Origin of the sequence: uncultured Rikenella sp. (assembly GCF_948810725.1) — a bacterium.
GTDB lineage: Bacteria > Bacteroidota > Bacteroidia > Bacteroidales > Rikenellaceae > Rikenella.
Window position 1 is genome coordinate 123,853 of sequence record NZ_CAQIVA010000001.1, and the last position, 15,250, is coordinate 139,102.

At 50.6% G+C, this 15,250-nt stretch carries 21 protein-coding genes; 5 read left to right on the plus strand and 16 right to left on the minus strand.

Annotation, left to right across the window (positions count from 1 at the left end; genetic code table 11):
* Positions 1-9: 9 nt before the first annotated feature.
* From Q9S52_RS00660 to Q9S52_RS00720, 13 genes are all read right to left on the minus strand, one after another.
* Entirely contained in the window at positions 10-1,830 is a 1,821-nt protein-coding gene (locus tag Q9S52_RS00660; RefSeq protein ID WP_304707676.1) for a bifunctional DNA primase/helicase, read from the minus strand.
* Positions 1,827-2,777: a DUF4373 domain-containing protein gene (locus tag Q9S52_RS00665; protein WP_304707678.1), complete on the minus strand. Its 951-nt coding sequence runs from the start codon at positions 2,775-2,777 to the stop codon at positions 1,827-1,829. The genes Q9S52_RS00660 and Q9S52_RS00665 overlap by 4 nt, the downstream gene beginning before the upstream one ends.
* 4 nt (positions 2,778-2,781) lie before the next feature.
* Positions 2,782-4,161: a putative quorum-sensing-regulated virulence factor gene (locus Q9S52_RS00670; RefSeq protein ID WP_304707681.1), complete on the minus strand. Its 1,380-nt coding sequence runs from the start codon at positions 4,159-4,161 to the stop codon at positions 2,782-2,784.
* A 394-nt stretch (positions 4,162-4,555) separates the two neighbouring features.
* On the minus strand, positions 4,556-5,494 hold the full coding sequence (locus tag Q9S52_RS00675; RefSeq protein ID WP_304707683.1) for a YqaJ viral recombinase family protein: 939 nt from the start codon (positions 5,492-5,494) through the stop codon (positions 4,556-4,558).
* A 1-nt stretch (position 5,495) separates the two neighbouring features.
* Positions 5,496-5,777 carry a hypothetical protein gene (locus tag Q9S52_RS00680; protein ID WP_178848905.1) on the minus strand — a complete coding sequence of 94 codons (282 nt, stop codon included), beginning with the start codon at positions 5,775-5,777 and terminating at the stop codon, positions 5,496-5,498.
* Between the two features lie 57 nt (positions 5,778-5,834).
* Positions 5,835-6,416, minus strand: a complete 582-nt coding sequence (locus Q9S52_RS00685) for a hypothetical protein (RefSeq protein WP_304707688.1) — start codon at positions 6,414-6,416, stop codon at positions 5,835-5,837.
* A 30-nt stretch (positions 6,417-6,446) separates the two neighbouring features.
* On the minus strand, positions 6,447-7,337 hold the full coding sequence (locus Q9S52_RS00690; RefSeq protein ID WP_304707690.1) for a hypothetical protein: 891 nt from the start codon (positions 7,335-7,337) through the stop codon (positions 6,447-6,449).
* Positions 7,338-7,483: 146 nt separating this feature from the next.
* A complete protein-coding gene (locus Q9S52_RS00695) occupies positions 7,484-7,750 on the minus strand; it encodes a hypothetical protein (protein WP_304707692.1) in 267 nt (88 codons plus the stop codon).
* Between the two features lie 3 nt (positions 7,751-7,753).
* Positions 7,754-8,086 (minus strand): helix-turn-helix domain-containing protein, encoded by a 333-nt coding sequence (locus Q9S52_RS00700; RefSeq protein ID WP_304707694.1) that lies wholly within the window; start codon positions 8,084-8,086, stop codon positions 7,754-7,756.
* The gene (locus Q9S52_RS00705) at positions 8,079-8,255 is read right to left on the minus strand and encodes a hypothetical protein (protein WP_019246317.1); all 177 of its coding nucleotides are present in this window, start codon (positions 8,253-8,255) and stop codon (positions 8,079-8,081) included. Before Q9S52_RS00705 ends, Q9S52_RS00700 begins: the two co-directional genes overlap by 8 nt.
* 56 nt (positions 8,256-8,311) lie before the next feature.
* Complete coding sequence (locus Q9S52_RS00710) at positions 8,312-8,551, minus strand: hypothetical protein (protein WP_304707699.1); 240 nt, start codon at positions 8,549-8,551, stop codon at positions 8,312-8,314.
* Positions 8,548-8,832 (minus strand): hypothetical protein, encoded by a 285-nt coding sequence (locus tag Q9S52_RS00715; protein ID WP_019246315.1) that lies wholly within the window; start codon positions 8,830-8,832, stop codon positions 8,548-8,550. Before Q9S52_RS00715 ends, Q9S52_RS00710 begins: the two co-directional genes overlap by 4 nt.
* Positions 8,829-9,098 (minus strand): hypothetical protein, encoded by a 270-nt coding sequence (locus Q9S52_RS00720; protein ID WP_304707701.1) that lies wholly within the window; start codon positions 9,096-9,098, stop codon positions 8,829-8,831. Before Q9S52_RS00720 ends, Q9S52_RS00715 begins: the two co-directional genes overlap by 4 nt.
* A 157-nt stretch (positions 9,099-9,255) precedes the next feature.
* Here Q9S52_RS00720 and Q9S52_RS00725 point away from each other — a divergent pair, with 157 nt between their 5' ends.
* The 3 genes from Q9S52_RS00725 to Q9S52_RS00735 are packed head-to-tail and all read left to right on the plus strand — an operon-like array spanning position 9,256 to position 10,395.
* A complete protein-coding gene (locus Q9S52_RS00725; RefSeq protein WP_304707703.1) occupies positions 9,256-9,630 on the plus strand; it encodes a helix-turn-helix transcriptional regulator in 375 nt (124 codons plus the stop codon).
* Between the two features lie 46 nt (positions 9,631-9,676).
* Complete coding sequence (locus Q9S52_RS00730; protein ID WP_304707705.1) at positions 9,677-10,153, plus strand: hypothetical protein; 477 nt, start codon at positions 9,677-9,679, stop codon at positions 10,151-10,153.
* The gene (locus Q9S52_RS00735; protein WP_304707707.1) at positions 10,126-10,395 is read left to right on the plus strand and encodes a hypothetical protein; all 270 of its coding nucleotides are present in this window, start codon (positions 10,126-10,128) and stop codon (positions 10,393-10,395) included. Before Q9S52_RS00730 ends, Q9S52_RS00735 begins: the two co-directional genes overlap by 28 nt.
* Positions 10,396-10,398: 3 nt before the next feature.
* On the opposite strand, the gene Q9S52_RS00740 is transcribed toward Q9S52_RS00735, so the two are convergent.
* Positions 10,399-11,565, minus strand: a complete 1,167-nt coding sequence (locus Q9S52_RS00740; protein WP_304707709.1) for a site-specific integrase — start codon at positions 11,563-11,565, stop codon at positions 10,399-10,401.
* Positions 11,566-11,751: 186 nt separating this feature from the next.
* Positions 11,752-13,125, minus strand: a complete 1,374-nt coding sequence (gene mnmE, locus Q9S52_RS00745) for a tRNA uridine-5-carboxymethylaminomethyl(34) synthesis GTPase MnmE (protein ID WP_304707711.1) — start codon at positions 13,123-13,125, stop codon at positions 11,752-11,754.
* Between the two features lie 70 nt (positions 13,126-13,195).
* Here mnmE and Q9S52_RS00750 point away from each other — a divergent pair, with 70 nt between their 5' ends.
* Both Q9S52_RS00750 and Q9S52_RS00755 read left to right on the plus strand, forming a co-directional pair.
* Positions 13,196-14,344, plus strand: a complete 1,149-nt coding sequence (locus Q9S52_RS00750; RefSeq protein WP_304707713.1) for an iron-containing alcohol dehydrogenase — start codon at positions 13,196-13,198, stop codon at positions 14,342-14,344.
* Between the two features lie 12 nt (positions 14,345-14,356).
* Complete coding sequence (locus tag Q9S52_RS00755) at positions 14,357-14,707, plus strand: cupin domain-containing protein (protein WP_304707715.1); 351 nt, start codon at positions 14,357-14,359, stop codon at positions 14,705-14,707.
* A 60-nt stretch (positions 14,708-14,767) separates the two neighbouring features.
* Here Q9S52_RS00755 and greA read toward each other — a convergent pair whose 3' ends face one another.
* A complete protein-coding gene (greA, locus tag Q9S52_RS00760; RefSeq protein WP_294591150.1) occupies positions 14,768-15,238 on the minus strand; it encodes a transcription elongation factor GreA in 471 nt (156 codons plus the stop codon).
* Between the last annotated feature and the right edge of the window lie 12 nt (positions 15,239-15,250).

A 15,250-nucleotide genomic window follows, 5' to 3' on the forward strand; every position in this document is an offset into this window, starting at 1 on the left:
TCTGTATATTTAGAATGGGCAATCGTCGTCCGGCATATCGTCGTCTTGGAAATCAAATACGCTGCTGCGGTATGCCTCCTCCAACAGCTCTTGTTGGTGTTGTTGCAGGTGGTTCGTGTTGTCCCAAGCAATAGCGTCGAAACTTGCGCCGTCGAACGGTGTGTACCGCCCGTTGTTGATGTTATACTTGAATTGGCAAGTCCCGCACTCTCCGAGGTGTCGGAACTTGACTTTCTGAACGTGAACCTCGACCGTGTTTTCAAGGCGGTTCCGGTGTACCACGATGCCGAAATCGGCTTTGTTGTAGAAGTTGGCCGAGCCGCTGATGTCATACAGCGTCGGGGCTTCAATTACTCCGTCCTTGTTCTTCGGCTGCTTGGTCGGGTGCGCCATCAGAATTATGAGGATGTCATTGATTTGAGCGAAATTTGTCAGCTTGTCGAGGAGTTCGCTGATGTACTGCGTTTCGTTCCGGTTCCCCTGTTGGCTCTCCAATCGGTTGTACGGGTCGATTACGAGGGCTTTGATGCCTCGCCGCCGGACGAGGAATTTGGCTTTTTCGAGGATTGTATCAACTCGGAAATTATCCGCCGGACTGATGAAATAGAAGTTATCTTCGAGGTGTTCTTTTACCAGCCGGTATTCCCCGAATTTAAGCGTTTCCTTGCTGAATTTCTTGCCGGTAAACTTCTCTATCAACTTGGATGCGTGATAGGCGAGTGGGGCGTTTTCGGGGCTGAAATATGCGAATCTCCACCCGTACCGCATATTGAGCCGTTCGGCAATCTCGTCGATGAACTCCGATTTACCGCTGCCCGGAATACCTGTTACGATGCAGAGGCGTTTGGTCTCGAATGAACACAAGCGGTCGAAATTGTCGTGTCCGATTGTTACCCCCTTTTGCAAACCGTGTTCAAAAATGGCGTCCAGCGATTGTTCAAAGTCCGAAACCGTGAAAATCCCCTCGACCTTTACCTCCGGCGCATCGTCGAGGCATTTCAGTAGGCTATCCTGTCCGAACTTCATCAAATGCTCGTTAGCGTCCTTGCATCCCTCCCCGTATTCGAGAATGCGGCAGCGGTCAGCCCCGAAACGCCGTAACAGCTCGTCCCGCAGGATGACGCCTTTGGTGTCGGTGTCCGATGCAATGAAAATCGTGTCTTTGTCCTCGAAATACTCCTCGATGTATTCGTCCAGGTAGGAGAGGTTGGCATTTGCCCCGTTCGGCACACTTACAACGTCCGTGCGCCCGCATTCAATGAACGAGAGGGCGTCCATTTCGCCCTCCGTGATGATGCACTCCTTTTTCCCTTTGATAGCGTCGATATTGTACGGCAGTAACTCTGCCCCCGATACCATTTTGAAGCACTTGTCGCCCGTGCGGAACTTCGTGTTTACCAATTCGCCCTTGTGGTAGTAGTTGAATTGGATTGTGTTGGCTTGCCCGTTTTTCTGCGGCATCCACTCCATACCCTCCGTAACCCGCATCTGTTCGAGCGTCTTTTGGCTTATGCCCCGCCCGGCAAACCACGCAACGGCCTTGCTGCTCATTGAGGTATTGCCCGTCTGTTTTGGCTTTTTGTATTCGGGTTTCTGACGTGCCAGCGGGCGGGGGTTGTAAAACGGTTTGTCCCAACGCTTCTCTTTTTCAGCGGCGCAGCCCGCCCACCCGCAATAGTGGCAGTTGAATACACCTGTCGCCAAGTCCACCGATAGGCTTTTATCCCGTTTGTTGTGGCGGCTGTCCCTACATTGAGGGCAGTAGGTCTTGATGTTGCCGCTCGTGCGATTGTACGGGATTTCTATCCCCAATTCTCTCCACCGCATCATAACAACACCCATTTTTGCGTTGAACTATCCCAAGCGTATTTATCGCCCGGTCGGGGTGGAGCGTTCATCGGGATTGTAACCTTTCCCGACCCATACGTCCGGCGTCCGTTCTCGATGCGTTCATCACAACCGAGGGTGGTGGAACCGGCTTTGTGTTGTTGGCCTTTGTTGGCGTAATTGCCCTCCATGACCTTAACCCAGTTCGTGCCGTTGCTGAACAGCCAGTCGAATGACGCCTGCCAATTCGATTTGTTTTCGCCCCGCAAGAAGCTGGATGCCTCGACTGCCTCAAACAAAGCCTCGCAGGTCGGCATCCAACTTTCGGGCTTGCCGAACTCGTTGAGCCGGGCTTTTATCTTTGCCCGCCGAGGGTCTGATAACTTTGAGATTCTCGGGAGGCTCTTGCATATCGAGTTCCACAGGACGGCAATATCCTGATAAGGATATTTTATTTCTCCTTTCTTTTCCTCTCCTTTGCTCTCCTCTCCTTTACTATGTTGTTTTGGGTTGCCGCTTGCATCGGTTTCGTCTGTTTCAACGGGGTTTTGGCTCGCCATAACTCCGCCATTATTCGTCATACTTGCGTTTTGCCCCTCTGAAATGCGCTTCCGTTCTCGGTTTGCAAGCAAAGAGGCGAACCGTTGCTGGTGGGCTTGGGAAAAGAGTTTATTCCCTGCCCGCTGCAACAGCCCGATTTTTACGCAGTATTCAACAATTTCGGTCAGCTCGCTAACCGATACGTCATAATCCGCCGCAAGGAGTTCGATGTTTATTTCCTCCCACTCGACCTCGAAAAAATCGTAGTCTGTGAGTGTTTCCAACAGGTAATTCCATACGGCATACCCTGTGTGGGAAAATTTACGGCGGAGAGCCTTTATTTTCACGTCATTCCGCATATCGGCGTCGTGCGTGAAATACTCTGCATTATTTTTCTTGGGTCTTGCCATATTCTTAATTTTTAAGTGTCGCTAAGAGTGATTGCCGGAGGTTTTCGTTGTGGGCTTTCCACTCGAAATTTGCCAAACACCATTGTCGATAGCTGGCCGGAATGTCGGTGATGCGCTCGCCTTTGTACTTGCCGAAAGGCATGACCTCGATAACGGCTTTTTTCCCGGCATCCATAGCGTCCACGTCCTGTTTTGTTACCCGTCCGATGTCGCTGATAGGTATGCCGCTCAACAACTTTCCACCGCTGCCGAACATTCGCCATATTTTCCCCCGTTCAAATGTGATGTCCTCGACCTTGCCGAAACGGGCTACATTACCGCCGAGGTCGATAATGAGGGCGTCCTGTTTGCCCTCGTCGATACGTGTCGCACGTCCGATGATTTGGTAATACAGGGCGATTGAAGCCGTTGAAATGCCGAGAACAATACAATCTATCCCCGTGTAGTCGAAACCCGTTGAAAGCACCCGCACGTTGAAAATTACCCGTATGCGTCCGGCTCGGAATTCCGATATGACGAAATCCCGTTGCCGCTTATCCATGTCGCCATAAATCACAGCCGAATTTTCGTATCGCTGTGATAGGTCGATAGCGTCTTGGACGCTCGGAACAAACACGAGAATATGCCTGCGGTCTTTGTTGGCATCGAGTGCGTCAATTATGCCTCCTGCGCCATTGTTGGCGTTGTACGCCTGCTGAACACTTGATTCGGTGTACTCGGATTTCGAGGTGTTGAACACGAGCATACTATCATCAAAATCGGCAGCCCGATACACGAGTTTGCTCCAAAATCCGAGTTCCACCATTTCCCGAACCTGCCCGACGTGGATTATGTCTTTGAAGAAATTGCCTTTCTTGCTGCGGGAGGTCAGCATCACGAGTTTGGAGAATGTGTTGCCGTCGAGGTCTCGGTTGGTCTGTAATTTGACAGGCGTGGCCGTTATGCCGAGAACGTGTGTAATCCCGCTTTCTTCGAGGAACTTGCCAAGCATACTATCGGATTCACGGGGATATAGATGCGCCTCGTCAATGAGCATTTTTGTAAAGCCCATTTGTTTGAATGTCGCCCCGAGCGATTTGATGCTGCCGATAGTGGCGTAGGTAATTTGTGCGATGTCCTTTCGACCGAATGATGCGGAGTAGATACCGGCGTTGGTTACGAACCCGCATAACGATAGGTATTTTTTGTAGTTTTGCTCCAACAGCTCCTTTGAGGGCTGTAAAACGAGTAATTTATCCGTGCAGTTCTTCGCAACGAAAGCAGTAAGGATTGATTTTCCCCACGCTGTGGGGAGTACTATCAAACTCGGTTTCGGCTTCTTTTCGTTGAAAAATGCAATCGCCTTGTTTATCGGCTCTGATTGATTGGAACGTAACGTAATCATAGCCGTATAGTATTAAAAAGCACCGTATTTAGGGCTACCACGCATAACAGGAGCGTAGGGAGGCCTTTCGGCCACTCCCACCCATATACAGTGCTATGTTCTTTCTTATTCATACTCTGTTACTTTTGGTTTTGCGAAAATAATAAAATGATTATAATACAATCATATTTTGAACAAAGAAAATTTAACTGTTCAGTTTATACCCCCATAATTGCCCTAAAAAATCATTTGGTATCATTGTCTATCTGCTTTTTATTGTTCAACTTCCTTGTCAGTATGACCGCTCGGCGTTTGATATTTATAGTCTTGGTATCTTTGCCGGGCAGGTCTTGTAAAGCAGCGAGAAGTTTCATAATTTCCTCTCGCTGCTGGTTTGATATTGCATACATTCCCTCTATTTTAGGATAAACCGGCGTGTGCCAGGTACCATTTTCGTAAACTCTTGTGCGAGGTCGGGGTGGGCTTTCCCGAAAGCCTTGCTATCGAATTTTGCGCTGTCTTTGGATGTTTTCCACGTTGCGAGGGTTTGTCCTCCGTAACTAATAGCTTCTGCATCCCCGAAGCCCATTTTGATTTTCGATTCAAGTTCTTCTTTGGTGGCTTCGAGTTTGGCAAGTTCGGCTTTTACCCCTTTCAGTTGATTGCAGGCCGAGAGGATGTCGTCGGTAACTTCGAGAATTTTACCCTCCGTATGGCGGGAATATTTCGTGATAACGTCTGTAACGGTGGTCGCATCCGGTTCCACGTTTCCGATGATGTTATCAACCCAAAAGCGTTCAACCTCCTCAATCATCCAGCCGAAGAAGTCTGGAACAAATGCGATGTCCTTGTACCCGAATTCTCGGCCGGAACAGAGCCAAGCCAGCGAGCCTTGCTTAAACTCCGAAACTCCGAGCAGGTATTGAACCTGGCAGAACCAATGTTTCGGCAGGTCGTCGGGGTCGATTGACATTTGGGTTGTTTTACACTCCAATATCCCCTTGTTGTTCGGGTTTCGGTGTCCGTCCAGCCAATAAGTACGGTCGGGGGAGGCCTGCAAAAACCCTTTTTCATTGTTCTTGAACAACCAATCTCCGGCTGAACTTTTGATGACCTCACGGCCTGTTGCGTCAGCCCAAAACTGCGATACGGCATCTTCGAGATAATGCCCGGCTTTCATCGCAAAGGTTTCGTCTTTAGGGGCGTCCAGCCCTTTTTTGCGTCTCCATAGCTGATAAGGAGTTTCCCACGGATTGAGGCCGAGGATTGTCGCTACTTCGGAACTACCGATACCGTCTTTGCGGTATTCGAGCCATTCGGCTCGGTCTTTGGGTCGTATTACTGTATTGCTCATACTAATTTACGTCTTTAATGGTTTGGGAAATTGTATCTATTGCCGCAACTTTTGTGGCCTTACGGAGTAGGTCGATGAAATCGGAGTGTTGAGTAATGGCATTTGCAAGGGAGGGCACGAGCATCCCTTCTGAACCAACAACCCCTATGAGAGATGCGCTGGTGCGTTTACCCCCCCCCTCGGATTTTGCGATACATTCAGAGGTAATAATTATTACGCTCCGGTTTTCTTTGTTTTCCTCCTGCCACTTTTGCAGGTCTTTTACGATGTTTTGAATATCCATTTCTGTTAATTTTGAGGTTTTGAAAATAGGGAGGGTGAAAATCCCTCCCTGATATTTTTATTTGCGGGCTAGGTTGAAATCAGCCCATAATTTGATGAACTGCTTTCCGCAGTAAACGGCGAGGTCGCTGCTCCGCAAGCAAAGGCGAGAGCCGACGTACGCACTCGTATGCGAGGGGGCGGTATCCGAACGCGCAGAGCCGAAGCCCGCAGATTCAGTTACATAGTCAGCGGTGTCAATCATTCGCCGCTCCTGCTTTTCCCCGTCGCCCATGTCGTCGAGTTCCGCCTGTGTGTAGAGGTAAAACCAAGGATAATACCGCCACTCATCCTCTGTAAACTGCGGTTCCCAGCCCTCGTTTAAGGCAGCGCAGATGATGCGGAGTTTGAGATACGCCAGCATATCAGGGCTGATGTCGTCGGATTGGGCGCAAAACGCTCGGAAATCGCATACAAAGGGGTGGTTGCTGTCGAGTGCAGCCATTGCGTCCTCGAACGTCTTGATACGCTCCGTTACGGGGCGGTCGTCTTTAGTTGTTACCGCATCGCCGAACAATGTGGCGAGCATTTTTTTCGTGTTGTCATCGGCCTGCTTGTAAGCCGCTTCGAGGTTCGATTTTTTGATTTCTACGTTATCCATTGTTATGTTGAATTATGCTCTTTCGAGCGGTTATTTTTTTGTTACTTCGCCTGTTTCGGGATTCACGGACTCCGATGTTTCGGTGGGTTGTCCGCCACCTTGTGTTGCAGCCGTAGCTGTGGCGGCAGCCTCCGCCACCTTGCGGCGTTTGGCCTCGGCTTGTTTTCGGGCGTCCTCGGCCAACTTCTCTGCGTCGGCGGTGTTCTGCTTGAATGTTTCGGCTACGGTCGTTGTACCCTCCTTTATGGCGTTTTTCAGGCCGCTCAACTCGAACACCATTTCGCTGGTGATTTCCTCGATACGTTTCACGCCGCAGTAGGTGAGGATGTCCGTCTGCGATACACCCAGTTTGCCGAAGTAGGCAATCATATTCTGCCTGCGGGTTTCGAGGTCTATGGCTTTGCCGAGCGCAACCTGTTTGATTTCGTCGATGACCCGTTTTGTTACGGCTTTGGGAACTACTTTCAGAACTGCATTTCGGAAAGCGATTGCCGATGCTGCGTTGCCGGTTGTAACCTGCATATCTTCCGAGTAGGTTTTGCCGCTTTTGTCCGTGATACGGCGTTTCACTTCGACCGAAACGGCAAGGTTGGTTTCAAGGTCATGGCATACGCCCTGTGCCGTGATAGTCTTGCCGTCGTTGCCGATGATACGGGTTTGTACCCGCATATTTCCCCACGCTCCGGCGATAATCTCTGCGAGGCGTACCGATACGCCCTCGATGAGTGTCCCCTGTCGGCGCAGGGCATAGAAACAATCTTCTGCCGTCGAATTGTCGAGCGTGGCGATTGTCTTAATGTTGTTCAATGCCCCGTAAATATCACGAGGGTACTGCTTTGCGGTGGCGATTTGGGTATCTACCTCCGCCCGGTTGATTGCTTGCAGCATCTCAGCCTGTTTGATTTCGATGATGTCACTCATAATTGCTGATTTTTTTGCCCTCTTACAGCTTCGGGCTTTGCTTGCGCTGGGGGCAGGGTTCGAACCTGCGAAATAGAGGTGGCGAAGTCCGTGAGCGCACTTAAATCGCCACCTTAGCGTAATTCCGCCTCGCCTCCCCAGCCGGTTTATAATTGCAGTTTAGATTGCCCCAATTCATTCATGCGTGTCCCTTTCTGTGGCAGCGGGTATTGGTGGTAGTAGGTTTTCCAACGCCGCCCGTCCTTTTCGTTCCAATAGCTTTGTATATCGAATCCCTCGCTTTTGAGGAGCGATACAATCTTGCGGAAATCGACGGTATTACCGATGCGGTTTCCTTGCGCTGTTGTCATCCTGATTCCGGATTCAAAGGCTGCCCGGATACGGGCTTTCGCTGTATTGAGGCTTTCGTCCATAACTCACTTCTTTTTGTTGATTGCCGTATAAGTGGTGGCCGCACTTTCAATCTCGGTGTTTGTCCGTATCTTGTTTTGCAGCATCCAATTTTCGATTTCCTCTTTCTTGAAATAGAGAGTGCGCCCATTGGGTTTATAATGCGGGATTTTCTGTCCGCTTGTCAGGCGGTATATATGACCTTTCGTGAACCCTGTTATCAGGGCAACATCATCTATCGTCAGGACGTTTTTTGCCCCCAATAGGGCTATTTTTTCGAGCCGGTCTATTTTGGAGGTTAGTTCTTGAAATTCCTCCGAGCGGTGTTGTTTGTCTTTATCATTCATTTCGTTAGTCATAATCAAGTCCGTAAATATCTTCTATGCTACCTGCCCCGTAGCATTCTTCGCAACTTTCAACCTCTCTTGCATCGGCGGGCAGCAGGGCGTATTCTTCCTCGGAGATTCGGTCTCCGTTCTCGTTGTAGTAGATTTCGCCCGTTCCGTTGCATGCAGGGCAGGTTATCATTCGAGGTTCCGGTGTGCAACTTGGGCAACTGGGGTAGCCGTTACATACCGGGCAACTCATATCTCGCAATCATTTTCATCGTCCATATTAGGCAGCAGCCCTGCTTTATCGAGCCTTTTCCCTACGAGGCAGCATAACCCCAGCGAAGCCAGCCCGATTCCTTTCAGCAAGCAGAATTTCCTCCAAGCCATATCGCCTATTGGTTCGCTGGAGAGCCAAATGACGGATAAGATTCCCCATAAGCCTATCGCATACAGGCGGGCATATTTTGCGATTGTCTGTTTGTTCTTTTTCATAGAGCCGCAACCGTTGATTGAGCGATAATTTTCTGATAGTTATGCAAAAGCCTCACGAGCCGTCGATTTTCGCTGTTGAGTGTTTTGTTTGAGGCTTCGAGAGCCGTGATGTACCGTTGGTCATCCATACCATTGCGGGAAACCGAAACCGGTTCCGTCTGTATCTGTTGTTGGGCGGCAGCCCGTTTTGACGCAGCTTTTTTCTCCCAATACCGTTGCTGGTATTTCTTGTTGTACTCGTACTTGGCTCGTGCAGCTTCGGGGCTTAACTTTGTACTCATAATTTTCCCTCCCTTTTAAGCCGTTTTTCGGCTCTTTTACGCATAACCCAAATAGTTGATGAAGAATGGATGTTGTACTTCTGCATCAAATGTTGGGTTACGCCTGTTGCGCTTTGTCCGGGAATGGACATTAACTCGTTCCATTCGTTGTAGATAGCCATATCTTTGGCTTCCTGTTCCTCTTGATAGGCCGTTTTGAAAACCTTTTGTTCCATTATTTTTGCATTTACTGTTTGGTTTATTTTCGATTTCAAATTTTTCTTCATATTTTTGAATGCGGTTTTATTAAAACCCGTGTGCAAATATAAACTTTGTTTCGATTTCAAACAAAATTTTCGACACAAAGTTGCGATTTAATTTTAAGTTTGTTTGCAAATGACAGAAACACAAAGGGTTAAAAAGGTGATAAATTGGCTCGTTTTTATGGAATACGCCGAAAACGAGCGAGAATTAGCCGAGAAGTTGGGCTATACAAAGTCCTCATTCTCACAGATAGTAAATGGAAAAGTGCCTTTGTCGGAAAGATTTGTGCAGAAATTGGCGTCTGTCGATAAAAATATAAACGAAGTTTGGATAATGACGGGCGAGGGCAATATGCTGAACTCCGTAGAGGCTGGAACAAGTGTCGTAACTATTCCGGCAAATGTTTGGGATGTGATACAAACGCAAGCTGAAAGCCTTAAAAGCAAGGACAAGCAGATAGACGAGTTGGTTGCCTTGTTGAAACAGCAAATTGCGGAAGGCAAAAAAATGCCTGCCCAGCAGGGAGACAATGCCACCTCTGCCGTTGCAGGATAATAGAGTTCGGACAAATCCGATATAAAGTACCGTTATATTGAAATTTATGAATACAAGGTTACTCGAAATAATTAAGTATAAAACAGGTGGGCGACAACGGGAGTTTGCTGATTTGTTGGGCTGGACGCCTCAATATCTTGCCAAGTTGCTAAAAGGGGAAAATTTCGGTATCACGCCGGTAATGACAATCGTATCGAAGTTGCCCGACATCAACGCCCGTTGGTTTCTGACCGGCGAGGGGGATATGATTGAAGAACCCAAGTATGCGGACATTCGGAAAACAATGCTCGAAAATATGCTTGCATTGCTCGACATTGAGAAATATATGCCTGTAATGACCCCCGAAGAGTTACGAAACTACGAGTTGGTAGTTATCGGACACAAAAAGCCCGATTTCAGCCCAGAATTGGTTGCAAAATGGCAAAGATTATTACAGGAGCGAGAAGATAAAATAGACGCAAAATTCAAGGCCGCAAACGCCCATTCAGAAAAGATATGCAGCAAAGCGAAAACGAAAAAATAACAGCCCGATTTTTCGAGGCTTTATACGCCTTGAAAGCAAAGGGGGTGATACGAGGGAAAAAGACGTTTACCGACCGATATAATATCAACCGGTGGAACCTGAATGCCCTTGAAGCGAAAAATCCCAATACCACGCAGAATAGCGCACAATTACCGTGGCTGGTGTACCTTGTCAGAGATTACGGCGTGTCCGCCCATTGGTTGCTAACGGGGCAGGGAGAAATGTTCAGGAAAACGCCGTAACCGCTATTCTTTGTCGGTTTCTTCCGGCAATATATTCGGTATCATCGACACGGCCTCTTGCTTCTTTTTGTCGAGAATTTTTGCGTATATTTGGGTGGTCTGAATCTCTTTGTGTCCGAGTAATTTTTGCAGGGTATAAATTTCTGCTCCGAGGTCGAGCATCAAAACGGCGAAAGTATGCCGGCCGGAATGAAAGGTTATGTCTTTTGTGATACCGGCACGAATCGCCCACATTCTTAACTCTGTTATCATATAGGAACTATATTTGAAGCCAACAAACACCCTATCGTCGGGATTACCTCGTTTCCCCAAGTAGGATGCTGCCTGAGGATTAATGTCGAGATATTCTTGACCACCTGTTTTCTTCTGCTTGAAAATGATACGAGTGAACTCCCCGTGATGTTGGACTTCTTTCCACCGCATTTTTTCGATGTCGCTCTTTCGTATTCCGGTCAAGCAACTAAACATAAAGGCATTTTTCAAAGCCGGATATTTGCAATGTGCGGCAGCCATAGCCTTTACTTCTTCGAGTGTGAGGTAGCAGCGTTCCGATTCGCCTGCTTTGAACCCATCAATGCCACGCAGCGGATTATGAGGCATAATACGGTCGTCGAACGCTTGATTTATACACGCCCGCAGTTTGTTGAAATAGCTTACTTTGGAATTTTGCGATAACGGTTTTGAAACCTCGTCCGTTACTATCCTCTTGCGCTTATCCCTGCAACGGGCAGTTTTATCCAAATACTCCCGAAAACCCTCTATCCATTCCGGTGTGATGTCCTTGAACGTGGTGTTCGGCTTGCAATATCGTTCGAGGTGTTTCAGGCAGCTATGCCAATTTCCCCAATTTCCGTTGCTGTCTGTGCTCCCTTGTCGTTTTTCGCACATAGCTCGGTAATAATCGAGGAAATTGGTTTCGAGTTTGTACGCCGCATTGAACCCGAATTCGCCGTTCTGCAATTCGACAATCCGTTTCGCTTTGACAGCTTCGGCCAACTGCAAAGTCTGCCGGTTCTTCTCTTTGTCGGCTTTTGTCTTTTCTGGGACGAGATACATTTTCAGGTATTCATACGACCGCTTGCCGTTCAAATATATGTCCAGGTATAACGACACGTTGCCTGTCGGCGTCGTCCGCTTCCGGAGGCGGATAGGTTCTTTTGCTGTTCCCATATTTGTTGCTTTTGTTGCTCAAATTATTTCGAGCAACAAATTAACAACAAAAATTCGATAAATCAAATACAACGTATGTAAAAATAAACGCCCCCAAATAAGAGGCGTTAATCATTCATTGATAGGGTATTATTTGACTTTATTTGCGGTTTGTTTGTGCATCATTTGACTTGCGATTTCCCTGCTTCACTTTCCGATGCAGAACTTGCTGAAGATATTGCCGAGAATGTCATTCGTCGTGATCTCGCCGGTGATTTCGCCCAGGTGATGAAGTACCTGGCGGATCTCCTCGCTAACCAAATCTGCCGGCAGTCCGTTCCCCAAAGCCGCTACGGCACGTGTCAGAGCATCTTCCGCCCGGAGTAGCGCGTCATAATGACGGACGTTTGTCACGATGAGCGTGTCAGCTTCGCCGCGATGAGCGAATTTTGCCGAAAGCAGTTGTTTCAGCTCTTCGATACCCAATCCCGTCCGGGCCGACAGACTGAGCACCCGGGCCGAGCCTGTCAGATCGTGCGCCAAGTCCGCGGTATCCCAAAGGTCGTTCTTGTTCAACAAAACGATCAGCTGCTGCTCCGGCGACAGCCCCAGTTCTGCTATCTGCCTCCGGACTTCGGCGGCTGAAAACGGTTCGGCAATCAGCAACAGCACCACCTGAGCCCGAGCCATGCGCTCTTTGGCCCGTTCGATGCCCAGCGCTTCGATCCGGTCGTCCGTGTGGCGCAGTCCCGCCGTGTCGATGAATCGGAACCGAATTCCCTCCAGCACGATCGACTCCTCGATGAAATCCCGCGTCGTGCCAGCCACCTCCGAAACGATCGCCCGCTCTTCGCCGATCAACCGGTTCAGAAGAGTCGATTTGCCGGCGTTGGGAGCTCCTACGATGGCTACCGGAACACCGTTTTTCAGGATGTTGCCCGTGCGGAACGAATCCGCCAGTGTACGGCACCGTCCCTGAATGTCGGCGAGCAGCTGTTGCAACTCTTTCCGGTCGGCAAACTCCACATCCTCTTCCGAAAAATCCAATTCCAATTCCAGTAACGATGTAATATGCAGCAGCTTGTCCCGCAGCCCGGCCAACTCGGCCGCATATCCGCCCCGCATCTGGTTCAGGGCGATCCGATGCGCCGCGCCGCTTTCCGAAGCGATCAGGTCGGCCACCGCTTCGGCTTGCGAGAGGTCGAGTTTGCCGTTCAAAAACGCCCGTCGCGTGAACTCTCCCGCTGCGGCCGGCGTGGCGCCCCGTCGGACGAGAAGTCCTAAAATCTCCTGTACGATGTACGTGGAACCGTGGCACGAGATTTCGACCATCTCTTCGCCCGTGTAGGAGTGCGGAGCCCGAAAAACGGTGACGATCGCCTCGTCCAATAGCCGTTTACCGTCTGCGATGGTGCCTAAATGAGCCGTGTAACCCTTTGCCGAGGCTAGCGGTTTGGAGAAGATGCTTTCGGCGATCGAAAGCGCTTCGGGGCCGCTAAGGCGGATCAGAGCGATCGCTCCGCCCGAACCGGAGGCCGGAGCGGCGATGGTCGTCGCGGATGAGAGAGTCGGTTTTTGCATGGCGAGCCGTGGTATTTCGGTACAAATATCTTAAATTAGCCGATGTGAAAATAATAAACTGCTTGAGAAGATGAATAATTTTACGTTTTGCAACCCGACGAAGCTGATTTTCGGGAAAGGGACGATCGCTCGCATCGCCCGGGAGATTCCGGCCGGAGCGAAAATCATGATGACTTACGGCGGCGGGAGTATCCGTCGAAACGGCGTGTACGACCAGGTGACGGCGGCTCTCAAGGGGCGCGGAGTGGTGGAGTTCGGCGGAATCGAACCCAATCCGCAGTACGAGACATTGGTAAAGGCTGTCGAACTGGCGCGTGCCGAGGGGGTGGATTTTCTGCTGGCGGTCGGCGGCGGGTCGGTGATCGACGGGACGAAATTCATTGCCACCGCATTGAAGTACGAGGGTGATCCGTGGGATTTTCTGCTCGACCCGTCGAAAGCGGTCGATGCGGTGCCGTTGGCGACGGTGCTGACCCTGCCGGCCACCGGGTCGGAGATGAACAATGGCGCCGTCGTGTCCCGCAAGGAGCTGAACGAGAAGCTGGCTTTTCATAACCCGAAGTGCTACCCGCTCTTCTCGGTGCTCGATCCGGAGGTCTGCTACTCGTTGCCGCAGCGGCAGATCGTCAATGGGATCGTCGACTCGTTCGCCCATACGCTGGAGCAGTATCTGACGTTCGATACGCAGGCGATGGTGATGGACCGTTGGGCCGAGGGGCTGTTGCAGACCTTGGTCGAACTCGGGCCGAAGCTGGTAGAACGGCATGATCGATACGATGAGGTGGCCAATTTTATGCTGACGGCGACCATGGCGCTCAACGGGTTTATCGCCATGGGCGTGCCGCAGGACTGGGCGACGCATATGATCGGACACGAGCTGACGGCGTTGCACGGGCTGGATCACGGGGTGACGCTGGCGATCGTCTATCCGGGGATGATGCGGGTGATGCGGCGCGAGAAGTTCGACAAACTGGTGCAGTATGCCGAGCGGGTGTGGGACGCGACGGGGACGCCGGAGGAGAAGGCGGAGGCGGCGATCGTGAAGACCGATGAGTTTTTCCGGGCGCTGGGGATGAAGACCCGGCTGTCGGAGCACGGAATCGGACAGGAGACGATCGATTTCATCGTGGAACGTTTCCGGAAGCGGGGCTGGAACTTAGGGGAGACTGGCAAGGTCACGCCGGAACGGGTGGCCGAGATTCTCCGGGAACGGTTGTAGACCTTGGAGGAGATGGGAAATATCTTCGATAAGCGGGGTATTGTGCCTCCGGGGTCGATGCAGGAGCAGGGGAGAGAGGTGTTCGATACACTTCTCTCCGTGGCTGCGACGACCGGACAGTGGGTGAGGCTCGAACGGATCATGTCGTTCGGCGAGGAGCACGGCGAGTGGTATGATCAGGGGTGGGACGAGTGGGTGATGGTGGTTCGTGGCGAGGCTGCGCTGGAGTGCGGCGACGGCTCGGTGACGGAGCTGGAGGCGGGGGATTATCTGCTGATCGAAGCACATCGCAGGCACCGGGTGCTCAGAACGTCGTTCGATTGTGTCTGGCTGGCGCTGCACTTGGGAGGCGAAGAGAAGTAATGAAAAAAGCGACCTGTTTTTCAGGTCGCTTTTTGTATATTCCCAATTCAGGGTATAAGGTTAAATCGAGATATCCAACACCTCTAATTTCAGAATGCCCGACGGCACCTGCACCTCGATCACATCCCCGCGTTTCTTGCCCAGCAAAGCCTGTGCGATCGGCGTGCCGATGGAGAGTTTCCCCTCTTTCAAATTCGCCTCGTTTTCCGAAACGAGCGTGTATTCCACCGTCTTCCCGAGGTTGATGTTCTTGATCGTCACCCGGTTGAGCATCTGAATCGTGTTGGTGTTAAGTTTCGATTCGTCGATAATACGCGCCCCTGCGATCGTCGCCTCCAACTTGGCGATCCGCATTTCGAGCATCCCCTGTGCCTCCTTGGCGGCATCGTACTCTGCATTTTCCGACAGGTCGCCCTTGTCCCTCGCCTCGGCAATCTGGGCCGAAATCACCGGCCGTTCGGCTTTCAGCACGTCCAGCTCGGCGCGCAGTTTCCGCAATCCCGCTTCCGTTATGTAATTCACTTTTGCCATAATGCTGCTTTT